14 protein-coding genes are annotated in these 16,772 nt (G+C 52.1%); 4 read left to right on the top strand and 10 right to left on the bottom strand.

Annotated features, from left to right (window positions below; translation table 11 throughout):
- Positions 1–10: 10 nt before the first annotated feature.
- The 4 genes from NL112_RS17435 to NL112_RS17450 all read right to left on the bottom strand — a co-directional run bounded on the left by NL112_RS17435 (position 11) and on the right by NL112_RS17450 (position 3,418).
- On the bottom strand, positions 11–898 hold the full coding sequence (locus tag NL112_RS17435; protein WP_255150125.1) for a hypothetical protein: 888 nt from the start codon (positions 896–898) through the stop codon (positions 11–13).
- 2 nt (positions 899–900) lie between these two features.
- The gene (locus NL112_RS17440; RefSeq protein WP_255150126.1) at positions 901–2,604 is read right to left on the bottom strand and encodes a DUF8186 domain-containing protein; all 1,704 of its coding nucleotides are present in this window, start codon (positions 2,602–2,604) and stop codon (positions 901–903) included.
- Complete coding sequence (locus NL112_RS17445) at positions 2,592–3,005, bottom strand: hypothetical protein (protein WP_255150127.1); 414 nt, start codon at positions 3,003–3,005, stop codon at positions 2,592–2,594. Before NL112_RS17445 ends, NL112_RS17440 begins: the two co-directional genes overlap by 13 nt.
- 230 nt (positions 3,006–3,235) lie before the next feature.
- The gene (locus NL112_RS17450) at positions 3,236–3,418 is read right to left on the bottom strand and encodes a hypothetical protein (RefSeq protein ID WP_255150128.1); all 183 of its coding nucleotides are present in this window, start codon (positions 3,416–3,418) and stop codon (positions 3,236–3,238) included.
- Positions 3,419–3,910: 492 nt separating this feature from the next.
- On the opposite strand from NL112_RS17450, the gene NL112_RS23040 reads away from it, so the two are divergent.
- Positions 3,911–4,078 carry an HVO_A0556 family zinc finger protein gene (locus NL112_RS23040; RefSeq protein ID WP_491543645.1) on the top strand — a complete coding sequence of 56 codons (168 nt, stop codon included), beginning with the start codon at positions 3,911–3,913 and terminating at the stop codon, positions 4,076–4,078.
- 124 nt (positions 4,079–4,202) lie between these two features.
- Positions 4,203–4,766: an NUDIX domain-containing protein gene (locus NL112_RS22930; RefSeq protein WP_350356136.1), complete on the top strand. Its 564-nt coding sequence runs from the start codon at positions 4,203–4,205 to the stop codon at positions 4,764–4,766.
- Here the strand turns inward: NL112_RS22930 and NL112_RS17455 are convergent.
- From NL112_RS17455 to NL112_RS17480, 6 genes are all read right to left on the bottom strand, one after another.
- A complete protein-coding gene (locus NL112_RS17455; RefSeq protein ID WP_255150129.1) occupies positions 4,673–5,986 on the bottom strand; it encodes a glycosyltransferase family 4 protein in 1,314 nt (437 codons plus the stop codon). The genes NL112_RS22930 and NL112_RS17455 overlap by 94 nt on opposite strands.
- A gap of 23 nt (positions 5,987–6,009) precedes the next feature.
- On the bottom strand, positions 6,010–7,029 hold the full coding sequence (locus tag NL112_RS17460; protein ID WP_255150130.1) for an NAD-dependent epimerase/dehydratase family protein: 1,020 nt from the start codon (positions 7,027–7,029) through the stop codon (positions 6,010–6,012).
- A complete protein-coding gene (locus NL112_RS17465) occupies positions 7,029–8,045 on the bottom strand; it encodes an NAD-dependent epimerase/dehydratase family protein (RefSeq protein WP_255150131.1) in 1,017 nt (338 codons plus the stop codon). Before NL112_RS17465 ends, NL112_RS17460 begins: the two co-directional genes overlap by 1 nt.
- Positions 8,046–8,111: 66 nt before the next feature.
- Positions 8,112–9,455: a sulfatase family protein gene (locus tag NL112_RS17470; RefSeq protein WP_255150132.1), complete on the bottom strand. Its 1,344-nt coding sequence runs from the start codon at positions 9,453–9,455 to the stop codon at positions 8,112–8,114.
- Positions 9,456–9,465: 10 nt separating this feature from the next.
- Positions 9,466–10,719 (bottom strand): glycosyltransferase family 4 protein, encoded by a 1,254-nt coding sequence (locus NL112_RS17475; RefSeq protein WP_255150133.1) that lies wholly within the window; start codon positions 10,717–10,719, stop codon positions 9,466–9,468.
- Between the two features lie 56 nt (positions 10,720–10,775).
- Positions 10,776–11,951 carry a sulfatase-like hydrolase/transferase gene (locus tag NL112_RS17480; RefSeq protein WP_255150134.1) on the bottom strand — a complete coding sequence of 392 codons (1,176 nt, stop codon included), beginning with the start codon at positions 11,949–11,951 and terminating at the stop codon, positions 10,776–10,778.
- A 98-nt stretch (positions 11,952–12,049) separates the two neighbouring features.
- Between NL112_RS17480 and NL112_RS17485 the strand changes: the two genes are divergently transcribed.
- Together NL112_RS17485 and NL112_RS17490 are read left to right on the top strand one after the other, a co-directional pair.
- A complete protein-coding gene (locus NL112_RS17485) occupies positions 12,050–13,546 on the top strand; it encodes a sulfatase (RefSeq protein ID WP_255150135.1) in 1,497 nt (498 codons plus the stop codon).
- 1,416 nt (positions 13,547–14,962) lie between these two features.
- On the top strand, positions 14,963–16,474 hold the full coding sequence (locus NL112_RS17490) for an alkaline phosphatase family protein (RefSeq protein WP_255150136.1): 1,512 nt from the start codon (positions 14,963–14,965) through the stop codon (positions 16,472–16,474).
- The last annotated feature ends 298 nt before the right edge of the window (positions 16,475–16,772 follow it).

Raw genomic sequence — 16,772 nt, forward strand, 5'->3', positions numbered from 1 at the left:
AAGTCTTCGCCTATTCATTATCTTCTTCCCGAGAAATGAGTCTGATACTCCCCTCTTTGCAGGCGTAGATTGGGTCAAAGCTCACTCCCTCGGCCTGGACTGGCTGTCCTGAGAATTTCGCCTCAATTTCCTCAGAGTGGGTTTTTTGATACCCTAGCTTGAGATGGACCGTCGATTTCAATTGATTTCCATTGCAATCTGATTCCTCCTCGAAGAGGTATGGGGGATGGCTGTCAACGAACTCACGCTCTGTCTCCGGGGGTATGATCGCTTGTTCGGGTTTTTCTGGCTCTTTGAGGTACAATGCCGGTGAACCTCTACCGTCTCCTTCCTTTCGTGCCTCTGAATATGGGATTCCGGTGTAGAAAATATCGTAAATCCACGTTGGTGCCGTCCCTCGGTTTTCGATTGACACGTTCACATTCCCGAAGTCACGGGGCTCCTTCCCGGAATATTGAGAAACCCCAGTAATCTCAATATTTGGTCTGAGTTCGATTTGGAGGTCCTCCGAACCTTCGCTCGTAACTGCGACAACCCGGGATTTGCCTATCGGATAGTGGAATGAGTCCCGTGGAGTAATTTCGAGCACTTGCAGGCTTGCCTGGGTGGCCCCGGTTGAGACTGAGGCACTGGCATATTCACGGCCTTCTGGACCGATTAGGTTCAGCCGTTCTACGTCGTGGCCGTCCCGCAACTCGACTACCAACTCCTTCCCCTCGAACGAGTGCCCTGTGAACACACTATCCTTCGACTGATTCGGACTCGAGGGCGACCCGCCCGTAATCGCGGAACAGCCGGCCAGCGCCGACCCGACGCCAGCAGCGCCGAGTGAAAGCACCGCCCGTCGCGAGGGCGTGTGAGCGATACCGTCGGTCGTGGATGAATCGTTGCGTTGCATGTTCAGAGGCGTCGCCAGGGTGGCCACACCCCCCACCCAGTGAAGCGGTCGATGATGAACACGGCGCCGAGGAACAGCGACACTGGCACCGCGAAGCGATACAGCACCGCGAGGAACTGGATGACCGTCCCCCCGACGTAGACGGCATCCGACGCGCTCGTGTAGCCGACATCCTCCCGCCACCATCGCGCCGGCTCGTACCGAGCGGCCAGCGTGCCGCCCTGCCGCGGGACTGTCACCGTGGCCGTCCCGTTAGCGGTCGTGTTCGCACGCTCGCCGGCAACGACGAGGTAGCCACGCCGACTCGCCGTCGCTATGGGGTCACCCGTCGCTCGCGAGCTGAGCCGGGCGCGGATGGTCACCGTGTCGTTCGACCGGTTCCGGACGGTGAGCGTCAAGTTCGCGCGGTGGAGTGTCTGCTCGTAGACGGCCGTTCTCGTAGGCGTGGTCGAAACCCCGCGCACCAGTCCGAGGGCGCGAACTCCGTCCGCGGTGATTGGCGTGTCGCTCGCCGCTGCGTCGACGCGGATGGCCAGCCCGTAGCTCTTCGTGTACGGCTCCGTGAGCACGTCGAGGCGGACCGACTGGGGGAGCGTGGGCGGCTCGGTGCGCGACCCGAACGTCTCGATGATGGTGACGGTGCCCCGCGGGCTGGGCGTCGCCGTCGGCTCGAAGGGGTACGCGTACACCCGGAGCGGGACGGTCGGTGAGACGCGGGTGTGTGTGCCGTCGTCCGTCCGGTAGACGAGCCGGTCCCACCCGGGATCGCGAGCCGTGTAGAAGCGCCAGACGCCCCGCACGTCGCCACCGGGGAAGCGGTAGCCGAGCCACGGTTTGCTCTTGTAGAGGACGAGTCCGGTGTCGCCGTTCGGATACCGGGTGCGGAACCCCGAGACGCCGAGATCGTACTCCGTGACGTTGGTGGAATCGCGGACGACGACGCGGTCGGCCGAGACGTCCGGCCCCACGTCGGGTGGGCAAGTTTCGTTGGTCTCGCAGTCGCCGGCCTCCACCGTTGGGGTCGCGGTGATGACCGCTTCGACGGTGAGTCGGTGGCTGCCGGCCTCCACAGGCAGGTCATCGTACTCGAGTGTGGGCGTGTGCGAGCCGTTCGTGCGGGCGAGGACCTCGCCGTCGACGAGCAGCCGCACTTCCTCGATCTCGCCATTCCATGTAACCGTCGCGTTCGCGAACGAGCGCGCGTCGATGCGGTAGTCGACGGCCCCGCGGACGGTGCCGTTCGGCGCGATGTAGTGTGGCTGGGTATCGGGCGAAATACGGGCGCGCGTCGACGGCGTGACCGCGAACAGCTCGACGTACGCGTCCGCGATGACGGTCCCGTTCTCCAGGTCGGCGTCCCGTGGGGCGATGGACACCGACTCGTTCGTCGTGGGGAACTCGTCGTGGTCGCCATCGTTCCAGTGTCTGACGGCTTCCGGGGGGCGGTCGAACGGGACGTCCGTACTCGCGGCGAGTTGCTGGCGGGCGCTCGCGTTCGGCGTCCGGGTGGCGTTGTCGGCATCTCGTGACCACAGCGTCGGGAACACGGGTGCGTTCACGCCGTGGTCGGTGCTGTTCGGCGGCACCGTGGGGTCGACGGGGCTGGAACTGGCACTGGCATGCGTCGCCGCGGCTTCGGTCGCGACCGGCGCAAGTGGGAGAGTCGTCACGAGCAGGGTGATGGCGAGGGCGGTCAGAACCCGCAACTCGTGCCTCCGGCGACCACGTTGTTCAGCAGGAACGTGATGATCGCCGTGCCAAGGGGGGCGACCAGGACACCCCAGATGAGCGCCTGATTCCGGACGCGTTTCAGTCGCAGTTTCTGGTCGCTCCCCGGGACGAACGGAATCGCGACAACCGACCCGAGCGCGAGCACGCCGCCCAGCAGCGGCCCACCCAGCTGGATGACCGTGAACATGTTCCGGATGGTCTGGGCCATCTGCGTGTTGCAGAAGCTCTGGGCCGTTGATTGTGCGGCAGCGGGGGCGCTCGCGAGCAGTGTGACGAACAGCGCGGTCGCGCCAGCGTGGGTGAGGGCGTGCGAGAGCGTGGTTGGGGACGCGATACGAGCGTACCGGCGGAGTCCGGCATCACGGGTGCGTTCCATGTGTGATGGACGGGCAACGGCGGAGGCCAGCGAACGCTATCGACGACTGGCCAACAAATTTCACAATATACTGTATTGATTTATATCTATTGGCTACAGATATGTTCTTATTTGTAGTAGGGCTGATTCACACCACGTCGCGGAGGGAGTCATCAGGGAGCGCGAACAGCACGGCGAGCGTCGTGAAGGCGTCTGGGGTGGACGTAGCAGAACCCGTACCGGACGCGAGCCTACTGGGCCATGAGGTTCACACAGAGGGCCGTCTGTCGCTTGCGGACGGTGCCTTTGATGTAGGTGCCGTCGCGCAGGGCTGTGGGGGTGAGTGTGAGTGGGTCGTCCGAGGCGTCCGTTGGGTGACCGAACCGTGTGTCCGAGTGCGTCTTGCTTGATGGGTCGCTAGAATCGTGGCCCATATACAGGAGAGGTTGGTTGTTTTCCATATCAGTTGTGCGGATAAAATTCGGTGTAGAATCGCCCGCCTATCAGGTCAGTCCTTCGTAGGTGATGTCCTCTCGAGTGTCGATGATTCGGCGGCCGTTGATTACGACGGGTTTGGCCATCGCGTCGAATTCCTGGTCGAGAGCCGTGAACGCGTCCAGGTCCCTAGCGCTTCCGAAAACGGGGAAAAGTGAGGCAACTGAGCCGCTGGCGGCGCGTTTCTCTGGGCAGTTGTTTTGTAGGTGTTTTTGAGCCTTCTATACGCTCTCGACTGCGGTGGGTGGTCAGTACCCCACGAGGAGCTTTGATTGAGAAGAACGGGCGTCTAGACAGAACGAAGAACTACCTTCCACCACCGTTTCAGGATTTCAGATACCGTGAAGAGGACGGTTCCGGTTCGTGGTGAAGGAACCGACAAGGTCCGCTTGTTCCGGTAGATTGACATTGAATCTCTTCTGGGGGTAGGTATGGCACAGCAAGTCTCGGCAAGCGAGCAAATCGATCGGCTTGAGAACGCACTCAGTCAGGACATGTGTACATGGTGTGAGTGTCCAACCTTCGAGCAAGATATGTACAAGGGTACCTGTGCAATCATCTGTGCTGACTGTGGTACTCCGATCGTTCGGTGTTGGTAATTTGTCCTCTCGGATTCGGTAGTTGTGGGTACACTGAACTTACCGATTATGGCCAGATCGAGCTAATTCGGCACGACTGCAAACACGCGGTAGCTGTTACTCCTCACTAGCGATTATGGAGGATATGTACTGTAGTGGCTGTGGGGGCAAACTAACGACCGTTCATCAAGAAGGCCGAGCCAGACGATACTGCTCCGCCTGTAATCGCATTCACTATCGCAATCCTAAGCCCTGTGCTGGCGTATGCGTCGTTGACGGTGAGCAATTGCTGCTGATAAAGCGAACAGCTCCACCTGCCGTCGGTGCGTGGAGTTTACCAGCGGGATATCTCGAAGTCGATGAACCACCCGCATACGGTGCCGTTCGAGAATTGGCCGAGGAGACGAGCGTCAAGGCAAGCGCCGAAGAACTCACCCTGCACGACACGGTCCTTGTCGAACATCCAGACGGCCGGTCCGTGCTTGTAATCGTCTTCGTCATCCCTCGCACTGCAACGACCGGGACTCCCGTTGCTGGATCGGATGCTGCGGCGGCGGAGTTCTGGGAGGTTGACGGACTCCTTGCGGACAGTAACGAGCGGATTGAGCCAGGCTATCAGGATGTGTTTCGAGCGGCCGTCGAGCGGGTGGCTGAGTCCTGCGAAACCGGATCCGGATTAACCGATCGGTCGTCCGCGAGAAGGTCGTAATACCGATCGATCGATTCGTCCTTCGTAAACCTGGCTTCGAACGCTTGCCGGGCGTTCGCTCCTTGTTCTGCGACGAAATCTGGGTTATTTGTCCAGGTTCGGATGGCATCGACGACGGAGTTAGCATCCCCTTGCGGCGCATTAATACCCGCGTCGAACGCCTCAACGATTTGAGTCTCATCATCATCTGGTTGCGCGATTACGAGGATCGGCATGCCTGCGGCCATCGCGGTGTAGAGTTTGCTCGAGACACAGATGCCTTCCATCCCCTCTTGCACCGTGACAATCGATACATCGCCGGCTGTGAGCGAATACGGGAGGTCATCGAGCGGTTGATACGGGAGGAATTTGATGTGCGAGCCACGAAGGTCGTAGTCCTCTGCCAGTTCGATGATCGCCTCCTTCTTGTCACCCTCACCGATAATGAGGATCGTCACATCATCCTCGTCGTCGAGTTGGGCAGCCGCCTCAACAACGGTTTCGAGGTCGTGGTTTTCGCCGATATTCCCCGAATAAAGCAGCGTGAACGTGTCCTCGATCCCATGTTCTTCCGCGAACCAGTTATCCGCCTTGGCTCGCGGAACAATGAATTCCTCGTCTTCCCAGTTGTGGATAATAGCGATTTTGTCTGGGTCGAAGTCAGGCCCGGCATTCGACGTGATTCGGTCACGCATCACCGGGCCGAGTGCGACGACGTGTTTTGCATCGCCAAATACGTTTTCGTTCAATTTACCCCAGATTCGATCGACGAGCCCACCTGCTTCGAAGTACCCGGTTTCGATCGTAAAATCCGGATACAGATCGTAGACGATGTAGGTGTACTCCCAGCCCCGGAGTTTACAGACCAGCCACATCGCGACCGGCAGGAACGGAGGGTTGGACACGAAGATCACTTCGCGCTCGCGGTCGGGGCGCGAAATCAACAGTCGCAAAAACATCCAGATAGTGAAGATGACCCAGTTGAAACCCCGGCGCAGGAACGAAGACTGTCGAACTTGCGGTGCTCGGATACGCCGGACATCGACCCCTTCGTGGGTGGATCGAACCGGCTGCTTTTCGTTGTCCCCGCTGTGATAATTCGGCTGCCCCGTGTAGACGGCCATATCGAGGCCCCGCTCCTGGAGGCCCACTGCAAGATCAGTCATTAACTGCCCGGTTGAGGCCGTATCCGGGTGGAAATACTCCGTGACCAGAACGTACTCGCTGTCTGACTCGGTCATCGTGAAAGCTCGACGGAAGCCGATTACCGCTCGTGGAGGAGTGTCTCGAGGTTCTCCTGCACGTACTCTTTGTCCCGCTCGTTGACGTACCAGTCGAGGGTCTTATCGATGCCGTCCTGAAGCGTGTACTCGGGCTCCCAGCCGAGGAGTTCCTCGGCACGGGTCGTGTCCGCTGCACGATGACGAACGCCGACCGGTTTATCCGTCATGTGATTAATCTCGTCCGGTTCCCAGTCGAGTCGGTCGAAGATAGCCTCGGCAACCTCGTTGATCGTGATGTAGTCGCGGATGCCGGCGTTGACCGGCGTCGCGTCCGTGATATTCTCGGCGGCAAGGCGGAGAGCACGGGTGATGTCTTTCACGTACGTGAAGTTCCGCGTCTGCTCCCCGTCCCCCCAGATTTGGTACGGGTCCTGTTCGGCGTACGCCTTGGCCATCAGCGCGACGATGGCGTGCGTCTCGTTTTCACGAGGCCCATAAGCTGTGAAGATTCGGACCATGCTGGCGTCGATATCGTACTGTTCGTGATACGCTTGGAGGGACCGTTCGCCCATGAGCTTCGCCCAGCCGTACACTTCGTCCGCGTAGGCACCCCCACGCTCCTCGAAGCTCACCATGTCCTCCGAGAGGCGGTTGCGTTCCTGCTGGATGTCTGTCGGGTACGTGCAGGCGCTTGAGGCGAAACAGATGCGGTCGACACCGTTCTTGGCAGCTGTCTCGTAGACGATATTGTCCAGCGCCATGTTCGTGGCGCAGTTCGCGGGGTAGTTCGAGATGTAACCACGGCCCCCGTGGTCGGCAGCGAGGTGGAACACGGTGTCGATGCCCTCAGTTGCCGCGTCGGCGAACTCATAGTGTTTCAGGTTCCCGTCGACGATTTCGATGTCGCCCTCGACAGCTTCGAGGTTCACCATCTCACCGCTCGAGAAGTCGTCCGCGACACGGACGTCAGCTCCCTCAGCGACAAGGTCTTCGACGAGATGCGACCCGATGAACGATGCGCCACCTGTGACGAGAACGTGCTCGTTGGTCCAAGTCCCCATTATTCGCCTCCATCCGGTGCGGCGACTTGTTTGTTCCCATTCAGCTCAGCTTCAGCCCATTCGTAGACATTTCGGAGGCTTTCGTCAAATGGCGTCTGCGGTTCCCAGTCGAGTTCTTTTTTCATCTTTGTCATGTCGCACGCGTACTTGTCGGTGCCAGTAGGCTTCGTGAGGTCATGTTCAATAGAGAGGTCCTTGCCGCTGATGGCAATGATTTTCTCCGCGAGCTCGTTCATCGAAACGACCTCCTTCGAGTTGCCGAGGTTAATCGGTTCGCCGTCAGTCTTCTTCTCAATGGTCTGTATCATTCCCTCGACGAGGTCGGTGACGTAGATGAAGCCCCGTTCCTGTGTGCCGTCGCCGAACAGTTCGATGGATCCGCCATCGGGTTCTTCGATTGCCTTTCGGCACAGCGATGGGATGACGTGGCTGCTTTCGGGGTCAAGACTCTCACGCGGGCCGAAGGCGTTGAAGATACGCACGCTGCTGGTCTTCAGGTCGGTGTCCTGCTGGTAGGCTTCACAGGCGACCTCACCGAGGACTTTCGCCCACCCATACGTGCTATGCGGGTTTGCTGGAATAGCTTGATCTTCGCTGAAGAGGTTGAGATCGTCATGTTCCTGTCGGTAGATACAGGCACTGGACGCGAACAGAAACCGATCGACATCGTTGATTCGAGCTGCTTCGAGCATGTTCTGGTTCATCAGCACGCTCGGCGTGAGCCCACCAACGTTCTCACGCTGGATATAGTGGATGCCCCCAACACTGGCAGCGAGGTGGAACACGTAGTCGATGTCCTCTGTAGATTCAATGCATCCTCTGTGGGTAGTGAGGTCCGCAGGGATGAACTCGATCTTGTCTTCGAGATGGTCGATTTTGCCAGAGTCCCCCCGAGTTAGATTATCAGCAACTCGAACGTCAGCGCCGCGTTTGACTAGTTCCTCCGTGAGGAAAGAACCAATGAACCCTGCACCCCCCGTTACGAGAACCGATGAATTACTCCATTCGATGGGCATCTGCTAGTAGGCGTGAAGTCGAGTTACAATAGTTTTTTCTTTTTAAACAATGAAATGGTGGAATCACTACAAATAGCCGAGGTCTTCAAGCCGTGATTGCACATCGCCTTCGACTTCATCTTCTAACCGCCGAGTGTCAATATCTAAACTCTGGAGACGGTCGGCCACGACGGTCCGGACAGGTACGTCGGGATGCTCTGATATTGAAACCTGCTGAAATCCATCATTCCGAAGGTCAAACAGTCGGTGCTCGTCCCGTATTTCGTCGGCTTCGTAGAGCCAGTCTTCAGAGCGAGCACCAACAATCACGTCCCCATGAACTTCATGCTCTGCAAGTATGTAGTCTCGAGGCTTGGAAATAGCTGGACACTGTCCTTCGTAGACATCAGGCACGTCAATTTCGAGGACTTCATGAATTAGTGGAGGTATATCAAGCAAGCTTACGAGTTCGCCGATCGCGTCCTCTACCCAGTTGGGACCGTTTGCTACGATAACTGGGACGTGGAGGAGTTCGTCGTACATCCGTTCTGGCTTCCCGAACTGGTCGTGTTCACCGAAGAGCTCCCCGTGATCGGACGTCACGATTACGAGGGTGTCCTCGAATCGTCCAGACAATTTCAGATGTCTGATAATCCGTCCGATCTGGTCATCTACGTAGTCGATAGCCGCGTCGTAGAGCAGTCTCAGATCCGTAAGCACATCTTCTGAGAGTGTCTCAGAGTCGTCTAGCATTCTGGCATACAGCGTCGAGACTTCTGATTGAGTGACGTGGTCAACGCCGTATTGTTGTCGATACGGTTTCGGTGGAAAGCACGGATGGTGGACATCCATATAATGCGTCCAGCAAAAGAAGGGGTCATTAGTTTCATCAAGCCACTCCAGTGTATCATCGGTGATTACCTCGGCACTCACATAGGGTCGCGGTTTACCCATGACTAGCTGATACGATTTTTTAATTGCGTCCGTGATATGGAAGATATTATCTACTCGGCTCAGTTTTGGATTGTTAATCTCTATCCCACGAGGGAATACCTTGGTAGCTATTCCCATCAGGGGGTTCTGGTAGTCCTCAAATCGATCGAAGCCGCGATCATAGTTGAAATGAGTGGAGAGGAATGGATTGCACTGAAAGCCTCCTGTCTTCAACCCTGCCTCGTGGAGGGATTCGCTAACTCGAGGTCGCTCATCGGATAGGGGTCCTATCCCCCCGTATGATAGTGGGAGGGTGCCAGTCAGAAGTGCAGGGAAGGACGGGGTTGTGCCTGGTCCAGTCGCGTAAGCGTGTTCTAAAGATATGTTAGCCTCTCCCAATTGTGTTAGGGTCCCGTCTTGGGCTGTACTATGCCCGAAGAGGGAGAGGTGGTCCGTACGAAGAGAATCGATTGTGACTAAGAGGATGTTCTGTGTCATCGGTTGGGAATTATTTACCTCGTGTCGATGTGATTTCGGGTGAATTGTCACAGTCGGAATACATCCGCTTGTATTCGGTTGCTGCTCGTTCAACGACGCTTCTCCATGAAAACTGTTCACGGACCCGGGCAATTGCGTTCGTTCCCATTTCGCTTCTCAGTTTTTCGTCCGCTAGTAGTTCCTCGAGGGCAGCAGTGAGTTTTGTGGGGGACTCTGGTGGGACCAGTATACCTGTTTTGTCTGTAATCTGCTCGGGGAGCCCTCCGACTTCGGTGGTTACGACAGGGGTTTGTGCGGCCATTGCCTCCAGCGTCACTAAGGGGAACACATCGGAGCGAGTTGGGAAAACGAACAGGTCCGCTCGCTGATAGAGGGTATCGAGAAGCGGCTGGTCGACGTATCCGAGATAGTCGGCATGGGGCATCCTTTTGATCCGATCGACGTAACTTTGATTCTCAGTCGGGCCAACTATCAATAGGCGTGTATCTTCGTTAAGCCGTTCGAAAGCCGCTAGGAGATCGTCAATACCCTTACTAGGTATGAGCTTTCCGACAAACAGCAAGATGGGGGTTGAAGACTTGATACCGAACTCATCGGCGACGATTATTGGCGCGTCAGGCTGAGGAGGATTTGGTTCGACCCCATTTGGCAGAATACTTATAGATTGGTTTGGAAACCGCTGCCGTACCGTTTTAACGTCGCCCTCGGAGAGGGCAAAAAGGTGGGTCGCATTTTTAAGCACCCACCAGTAAGGCCGAAGAAAGCCGAACTGAAAAGCCAATTTGACGGGACGAGACATGCCCATACTCTCAGGTAGTTCTGGGATTTTACTGATCCCGTGCATCGTCACGCAATATGGGACACCTGCGGCCCGGCAAGACAAGGCGACACTCACCATTCCAGCGAGCGGTATTGCATTGTGGATGTGGACGAAATCGTACGATTCCAGTGGTTTCGGAGGATCGAGCTTAGTCCAAATCAACGCATTTGAATAGTTATGTTCCGAACCAATAATGTACTTAAACAAGTCCCGAAGCATGGTTTTTGAAGGAATCTTGTAGATAGGGGAATCGATACTGAGTTCACGAAGAGTTTGTTCGTCGTATTTTCCGCTCATCTTGACGGAATCAACGGCGAGAATATCGGATAGATGTTCTCCGAAAAGTAAGCCAGCTCTTACCGCTCCCATTCGTGACTCTGGTGTCCCGATTATTACGTTCAGTATTGAGATATCCTGATTATTTAATCTAGCTTCGTTTTCCATTGTTAATCCGCCTCATGCCTTCTATTCAATATCATCCAAGATACCGTACGTGCCAATCAAAGGTAGCCCAGATCCTCTAGACGGTCCTGGGTATCTTCGTTAAGGTTGGACACTGTAGGATTAATAGTCCGGTCTACAGTATCCTCGATATACGATTTTGCCATATGTTTACTAATATTGGGTGAACCATATACTTCATACCCTGGGAGAAACTTCCGCCCTGATGATAAAATATTTTTTGTCTTAAGAATATGTTTACCCTTGTGTCCATTTGCAAGTAATCCAAGGTATATTGCTATAGAATCACGGTGTCCGCTTTCGACAAAAACGTGTCCTCCCCCCTCATCCCAACAGCTACGAACTTTGTTGGAGAAATCACTCAAAAGTCCATTATTATAAAACGTCATTTCAAAATGGTTGTAACCTATTCTACTCCCCTCCTCAAAATACGAGACACCATCAAGCGGTAGTTCCGATTTGCGTTCAATCAAATCAAGGACAGTTGGAACAATATCGATATTCCGGAATAATTGGTTCACTTGGCCTGGTTCGAGTTTCGGATGGACAAAAGTTGTCGGTACATATACCAGTTCGGGACAGGCGACGTGATTGTGCCCGAGAAGTCCGTATTCCCCAAGGAGTTCCCCATGGTCACTAGTGTAAATGAGCAAGGTCTCATCTGCTAACCCCCGTTTTCGAATAGTTTCAACACATTGCTTAAACCGGGAAACAGAATCCCTTACCCCACGTTGGTAGTCCCTTTCTATCAGTTCTATATCTCCAGCAACCCTGCTAAAGTATTCAGAAGCATTCTCATCCATTTGGTCGTATGTCTCCCCGTCATAGCCATCGTACGGTGCGTGTCCCCCCGGGTCCCTTGCGATCCAAATGAACGGCGATTGAATTTCATCAAGCGAGGCGCGAGCATCGGTACGGAAGATGCGATGCATATCCTCATGCATCGTGCCGGTCTTATCGGAAAATGCAGTGTTTATACCATTGAGTTCAAGCAAAGAAGGTATTTCCTTTGGTAGAACATTCTGGAATCCAGTAATCCCGTGAGCGGGTACGTTCAGACCAGTAAGAAGACTCCCAAACGAAGCCGGGGTATGTAGTGAAGCTGAAATTGTTCGACATGTTGGGCCAAGCTTCGAAAGTTGATTGACAGATTTGTCGAAGCGGACGGCATCCCCTACAAACAACACTACATTCTCAATTGCCCCAAGTCCCATTGTATTTGTATTGTCAAATGGGGTAAATTAAATGTTGTGATATGGACCTCCAATTGCATCCAAAAGGTACATAGTGCCAGTTCCGATATTCAGTCCCAATGGGGTTCGAAGGTGAAAATGGGTGTTCTCCACCTAATATAGTCATGCTTGTGCTTGACACTGCACGGGCTAGAAACTTCTCCTGTTACGGTAATGAACGGGAGACAACTCCAACCCTTGACGCTCTCGCATCTAGAGGAGTAAAATTCTCGCGGGCGACATCTATCTCCCCTTGGACTCTCCCGAGCCATGCTAGCTTGTTTACAGGCGTTCCACCTACAGTTCATCAGACAAACTCTCTCGAGAGCCAGCTCCCGAGCTCACTGACAACACTCGCATCTATGCTCAGTGCTCATGGATATAACACAATTGGGATGTCGGCTAATCCTTGGTTCTCGTCACAATTTGGAATTATTGACGGGTTCGATCATTTCCACCATCTATTCGGCCCATTTTCTACAGAATCATACAGAGAATTTGTCATGAAAGTAACGGACTCTGGAAATTCTCTTCCCGAACGTGTCTCCTCAATCCTTTCGTCGCAGTCTCCCCTTGAGATAGCTCGTAACGGAATGACTGCAGCCTACCGACAGTTCGTAGATCGCGACGACGATGGAGCTCGGAAGGCAGTCAATAAAGCGCATGAAGTTATCGGGCAATCTAATCCATACTTCATGTTCATCAACTTTTTAGAACCACACCTTCCGTTTGAGCCGCCCGAGGACTGCCGACGGAAGTTCATTCCAGACCACGTGACTGAAAACAGGCTAGAATTATTGAACCAAGATGCGACGGCATATAACATTCGGAACGTCGAGATGGAACAGTCGGACTTCGATTTTCTTGAACGGCTATATGATGCGGAGATTTTCCACGTAGACCGCCAAATTTGCCGAATTCTCGACTATCTGGATCAAACAGGACAACGGGACAACACAATCATCATCGTGCTAGGAGATCACGGAGAGAATATCGGAGACCATGGACTCATGGCTCATCATTATAGTATTCACGAGACGCTTACACATATCCCGTTGATTATCCACTATCCAGGCGTCTTCGATGGGGGAGATATTATTGAGAGTCGTGTATCGTCGCTAGACGTGCCGGCGACTCTTGTGGAGATATTATCTGACTATGGAATTAATGACGATTCTTTCCAAGCGCAGCAAAAGGGTACACCTCTCCACTATGAGAGTCTTACAGAGCGAACAATCGTCTCCGAATATCTAAATCCGATGCCTCCGATATCACGACTTAGAGAGAAATCCGAGAACGGAGATTTCGATGTTTCTCAGTATGACCGTCAATTACGGGCGGTATACGACGACGAATATAAGCTCGTAAGGGGGACTGACGGCTACCAAGCACTATATGACCTCTCAGAAAATCCTCATGAAAGTAAGAATATTATTGAGACCTCTCCGTTAAAATCCACCGAGCTTGAGGAGATGCTTGATAAGTGGGTCAAGTCTATTCAACCTGAATGTGCATCACTCACGGATTCCACAAATGAACAGCTGGAGGATCGGCTTAGTAATCTCGGATATCTATGAATTGCAACATTCATAGGAAGTTGTCAGCGTGGCTGTGATCGGTATTTTCGCATACCGTTGATAATTGTCCTAATGCCCAGTTTGAGTTTAGATAACAATTTATAGGAATGCATATCTCGATTAAATGTCGGCCGGGATGGTACATATTCGGAGCGCTTTCGTATGCTCAGCGGTAAAATGATTAATTTCTATCTGCGGAACGTGAGTCTAAAGAAAACTACTAGGAATACAAGCCATTCCAAAAGATGGATACTGAGCGGAAAGACTAGCAAGCAACGGGAAAGCGGTAGTTCAATCCACCAAATGTATCCAGATCGTGAGAGACCCACAGATTTAAATCACTTATTCACCAGTATATTTCATGCTGGATTATTCAATATATCCAAAACATGAGTGATAGAAAGCTTGAAACTGGCGTTTTTGTCTTTTCTTGGGACTTTGAGCTCGCATGGGGATTCCATGACTTAGATTCTTTGCCAGCCCGTTTCCATGCCTTCGATTCACGGTCATACATCGGTGAGATTGTAGATATTCTTGAACGAAATGACGTTTCAAGTACATGGGGGACGGTCGGACACTTACTATTAGAAGAGTGTAGGCAAAACGGAGATTACCCTCATTCAAACCTTTTGGTCCCGAGAAAAGATTGGTACAATAGCGACCCCTGTACGAACGTCCGAGAGGACCCCCTCTGGTACGCTTCGGACTTGATTAATCGACTTAGGTCATGTAAATCAAACCAAGAAATTGGTTCGCATACCTTTTCCCATGTTACTACGAGGGTGGACGACGAAGTATTGACTTGCGAACTTGAACAATGCCAGAAACTTGCCCAAGATGGAGAAATGCGGACGTTCATTTCGCCACGGCATGGTGACGTCCCCGTATCCCTACTCGCCGATACGGGATATAGTAGTTACAGAGCTCCAAGCAAGACGCCGGCTATAAGTAGGGTGGCGAAATTTTATACCGGTATAGGCGGGCCTAAAACGGCAGTTCCGACCCGTGAGTCGAATGGGGTGTGGAGACATCCTGTTAGTACGTATTTTTTCTATAATCCAATTCATCGACTACAGCAAAAGTTACCTCAGATTAAGCGACGGTGGTTTGAGTCCGGGATAAAACGCGCGATCTCGAACAACGAGGTATTTCATGTATGGGCCCATCCACATAATTTCATCGGTAATGATAATGCTATCGAACAATTTGATTGGTTAATCAGCCGCATATCGGAATTGCAAAAAGAAGGCCTAATTAAATCAATGACTATGTCGCAACTCACTGAACAAATGAATGATAATATATATTAATAGTTTATCACTGGTATTCGCAATAAATTTACCTAACCAATTCGTATAGAATGCTCTAAACGATTCAGGGGAGTTTATAAGCAACGAAAACATTCACCTTACAAAGATGCCAGAGCTGATTGTTCTTGGACTTGATGGGGCTAATTGGGATTTAATCGATCCGTGGATTGAACAGGGATATTTGCCCAATATTGCTGCCCTCCGCGAGAATGGAGTTTCCACGGATTCAATTAGTTGCATGCCACCTGTAACATGTCCGAATTGGCGGAGTTATTCTACCGGGAAAAATCCAGGAAAATTAGGTGTTTACTGGTGGGAAATGATTAATAAGGAAGAGAGGAGCGTATCAATTCCTGACTCAAAATCATTTAAAAGCAGTGACTTCTGGGACTACCTGAACGATGAGGGAATCTCAACGGGTATAATGAACCTTCCCATGACTTACCCACCGTTTGATGTTGATGGATTTATGATAGCAGGTGGTCCAGGAAGCTCCGATACAGAGTATGCTCTTCCAAAAGCATTAAACGCAGAGTTGGATAGATCGGGTTACAGGTTACACCCCGAGCGGAGTCTTACTTCCTGTGAAGACTACCAATCTGCGAGTTCAATTGTAAATCTAATTGATGGTAGATTATCTCGTTTTGAGGATATTTTGAAAAAACGACCCGTTGAGATGGCTCATTGCACAGTATTCTATATCAATAATCTTCAACACTACTTCTGGCGTGGGGAACCAGTAAAAGATGCATGGGAGGTGGTTGACAATCATATTGGAACTCTTAGAGAATCTTTTCCAGACACAAATTTGATATTGATGTCCGATCATGGATGCAACAAAATTGACACGGTTTTCCACATCAATACTTGGCTCGAAAACCAAGGATATCTGATTACAGATGATTCTGTAGATAATCTACTGCATCGTGTCGGAGTGAATCAGCAACGAATTGTTTCAACATTACAGAAGCTTGGAATGCATCAGTATATCCCATCTGTTATCAAAGAACCATTTCGTTCGGTGATACCACAAGATGATGAAGGCATTAAAAGAAAGAAAAAAATAAATAAAATAAATTGGGATAAATCGAAAGCTATCGCGAGTGGACAAGGTCTCGTCTACGTCCTAGATGAATCCTACCGAGACGAAATAATTACTAAACTCAGTTCACTGTCACGGGATACTAATGGGAAACCAGTAGCTAATGTAGTATGCCGAAAAGAGGAGGTGTATGAGGGTCCATACTTAGACGCTGCACCCGATATCATATTTGAGCAAGGTGAGGGCCTTCACACCAGCGGTGCGGTGGGAAATAATCAAGTGTTCTCAAGTACATCACATTGGAAGGCAGAAAATGACCTCCGAGGATTATTCTTGGCTTCTGGTCCAGACGTGAGGAAGGAATCACTCTCAGGCTCAATTTCAATAACGGATATATTTCCCACCATTTTGGACTTTTTTGGTTGTGAAATTCCTAAAGATATTGATGGCAGAACCCTGTCCCTCTCAAATTCCGACGAACCCGCCATGCGTGATCCAATTATTCCGGAGTATGTGTCTAAAGGTACAGAAGGCGACACCCGAGAGAGGTTGAGGGATCTGGGATACATTCAATAACTTTCAGAGCATAAGTAATTGAAATATAAATTGATTCTGGCAATCATTATTTAATCGCGGTATTATTCAATGGGTGCCCTTATTTATAATTAATATTGGGCCACCATATACACATATCCATTCAGTACTATGAATATGTCCTTCTTCTTGTATTAAATTCCGTCCTAAGAAGTGTCATTTTAATTTTTACCCCAGCCGCAGTCGAAAATGTGGAATGGCAAAATATATTCATTCGTAGTAGCAGGACGTTCCGACAAGCATTTCTCCCTCCTCCATAATTCAACGATAGAAATATAAC

The sequence above is a fragment of the Halorarius halobius genome, assembly GCF_024298865.1.
Taxonomy (GTDB): Archaea; Halobacteriota; Halobacteria; order Halobacteriales; family Haloarculaceae; genus Halorarius; species Halorarius halobius.

Bases quoted from the DNA above. Each gene is read 5' to 3' on its own strand.
- NL112_RS22930 (WP_350356136.1), top strand. From the start codon at position 4,203: ATGTACTGTAGTGGCTGTGGGGGCAAACTAACGACCGTTCATCAAGAA.
- NL112_RS17460 (WP_255150130.1), bottom strand. From the start codon at position 7,029: ATGGGGACTTGGACCAACGAGCACGTTCTCGTCACAGGTGGCGCATCG.
- NL112_RS17455 (WP_255150129.1), bottom strand. From the start codon at position 5,986: ATGACCGAGTCAGACAGCGAGTACGTTCTGGTCACGGAGTATTTCCAC.
- NL112_RS17435 (WP_255150125.1), bottom strand. From the start codon at position 898: ATGCAACGCAACGATTCATCCACGACCGACGGTATCGCTCACACGCCC.
- NL112_RS17475 (WP_255150133.1), bottom strand. From the start codon at position 10,719: ATGGAAAACGAAGCTAGATTAAATAATCAGGATATCTCAATACTGAAC.
- NL112_RS17445 (WP_255150127.1), bottom strand. From the start codon at position 3,005: ATGGAACGCACCCGTGATGCCGGACTCCGCCGGTACGCTCGTATCGCG.
- NL112_RS17480 (WP_255150134.1), bottom strand. From the start codon at position 11,951: ATGGGACTTGGGGCAATTGAGAATGTAGTGTTGTTTGTAGGGGATGCC.
- NL112_RS23040 (WP_491543645.1), top strand. From the start codon at position 3,911: ATGGCACAGCAAGTCTCGGCAAGCGAGCAAATCGATCGGCTTGAGAAC.
- NL112_RS17490 (WP_255150136.1), top strand. From the start codon at position 14,963: ATGCCAGAGCTGATTGTTCTTGGACTTGATGGGGCTAATTGGGATTTA.
- NL112_RS17465 (WP_255150131.1), bottom strand. From the start codon at position 8,045: ATGCCCATCGAATGGAGTAATTCATCGGTTCTCGTAACGGGGGGTGCA.
- NL112_RS17470 (WP_255150132.1), bottom strand. From the start codon at position 9,455: ATGACACAGAACATCCTCTTAGTCACAATCGATTCTCTTCGTACGGAC.
- NL112_RS17450 (WP_255150128.1), bottom strand. From the start codon at position 3,418: ATGGGCCACGATTCTAGCGACCCATCAAGCAAGACGCACTCGGACACA.
- NL112_RS17485 (WP_255150135.1), top strand. From the start codon at position 12,050: ATGGGGTTCGAAGGTGAAAATGGGTGTTCTCCACCTAATATAGTCATG.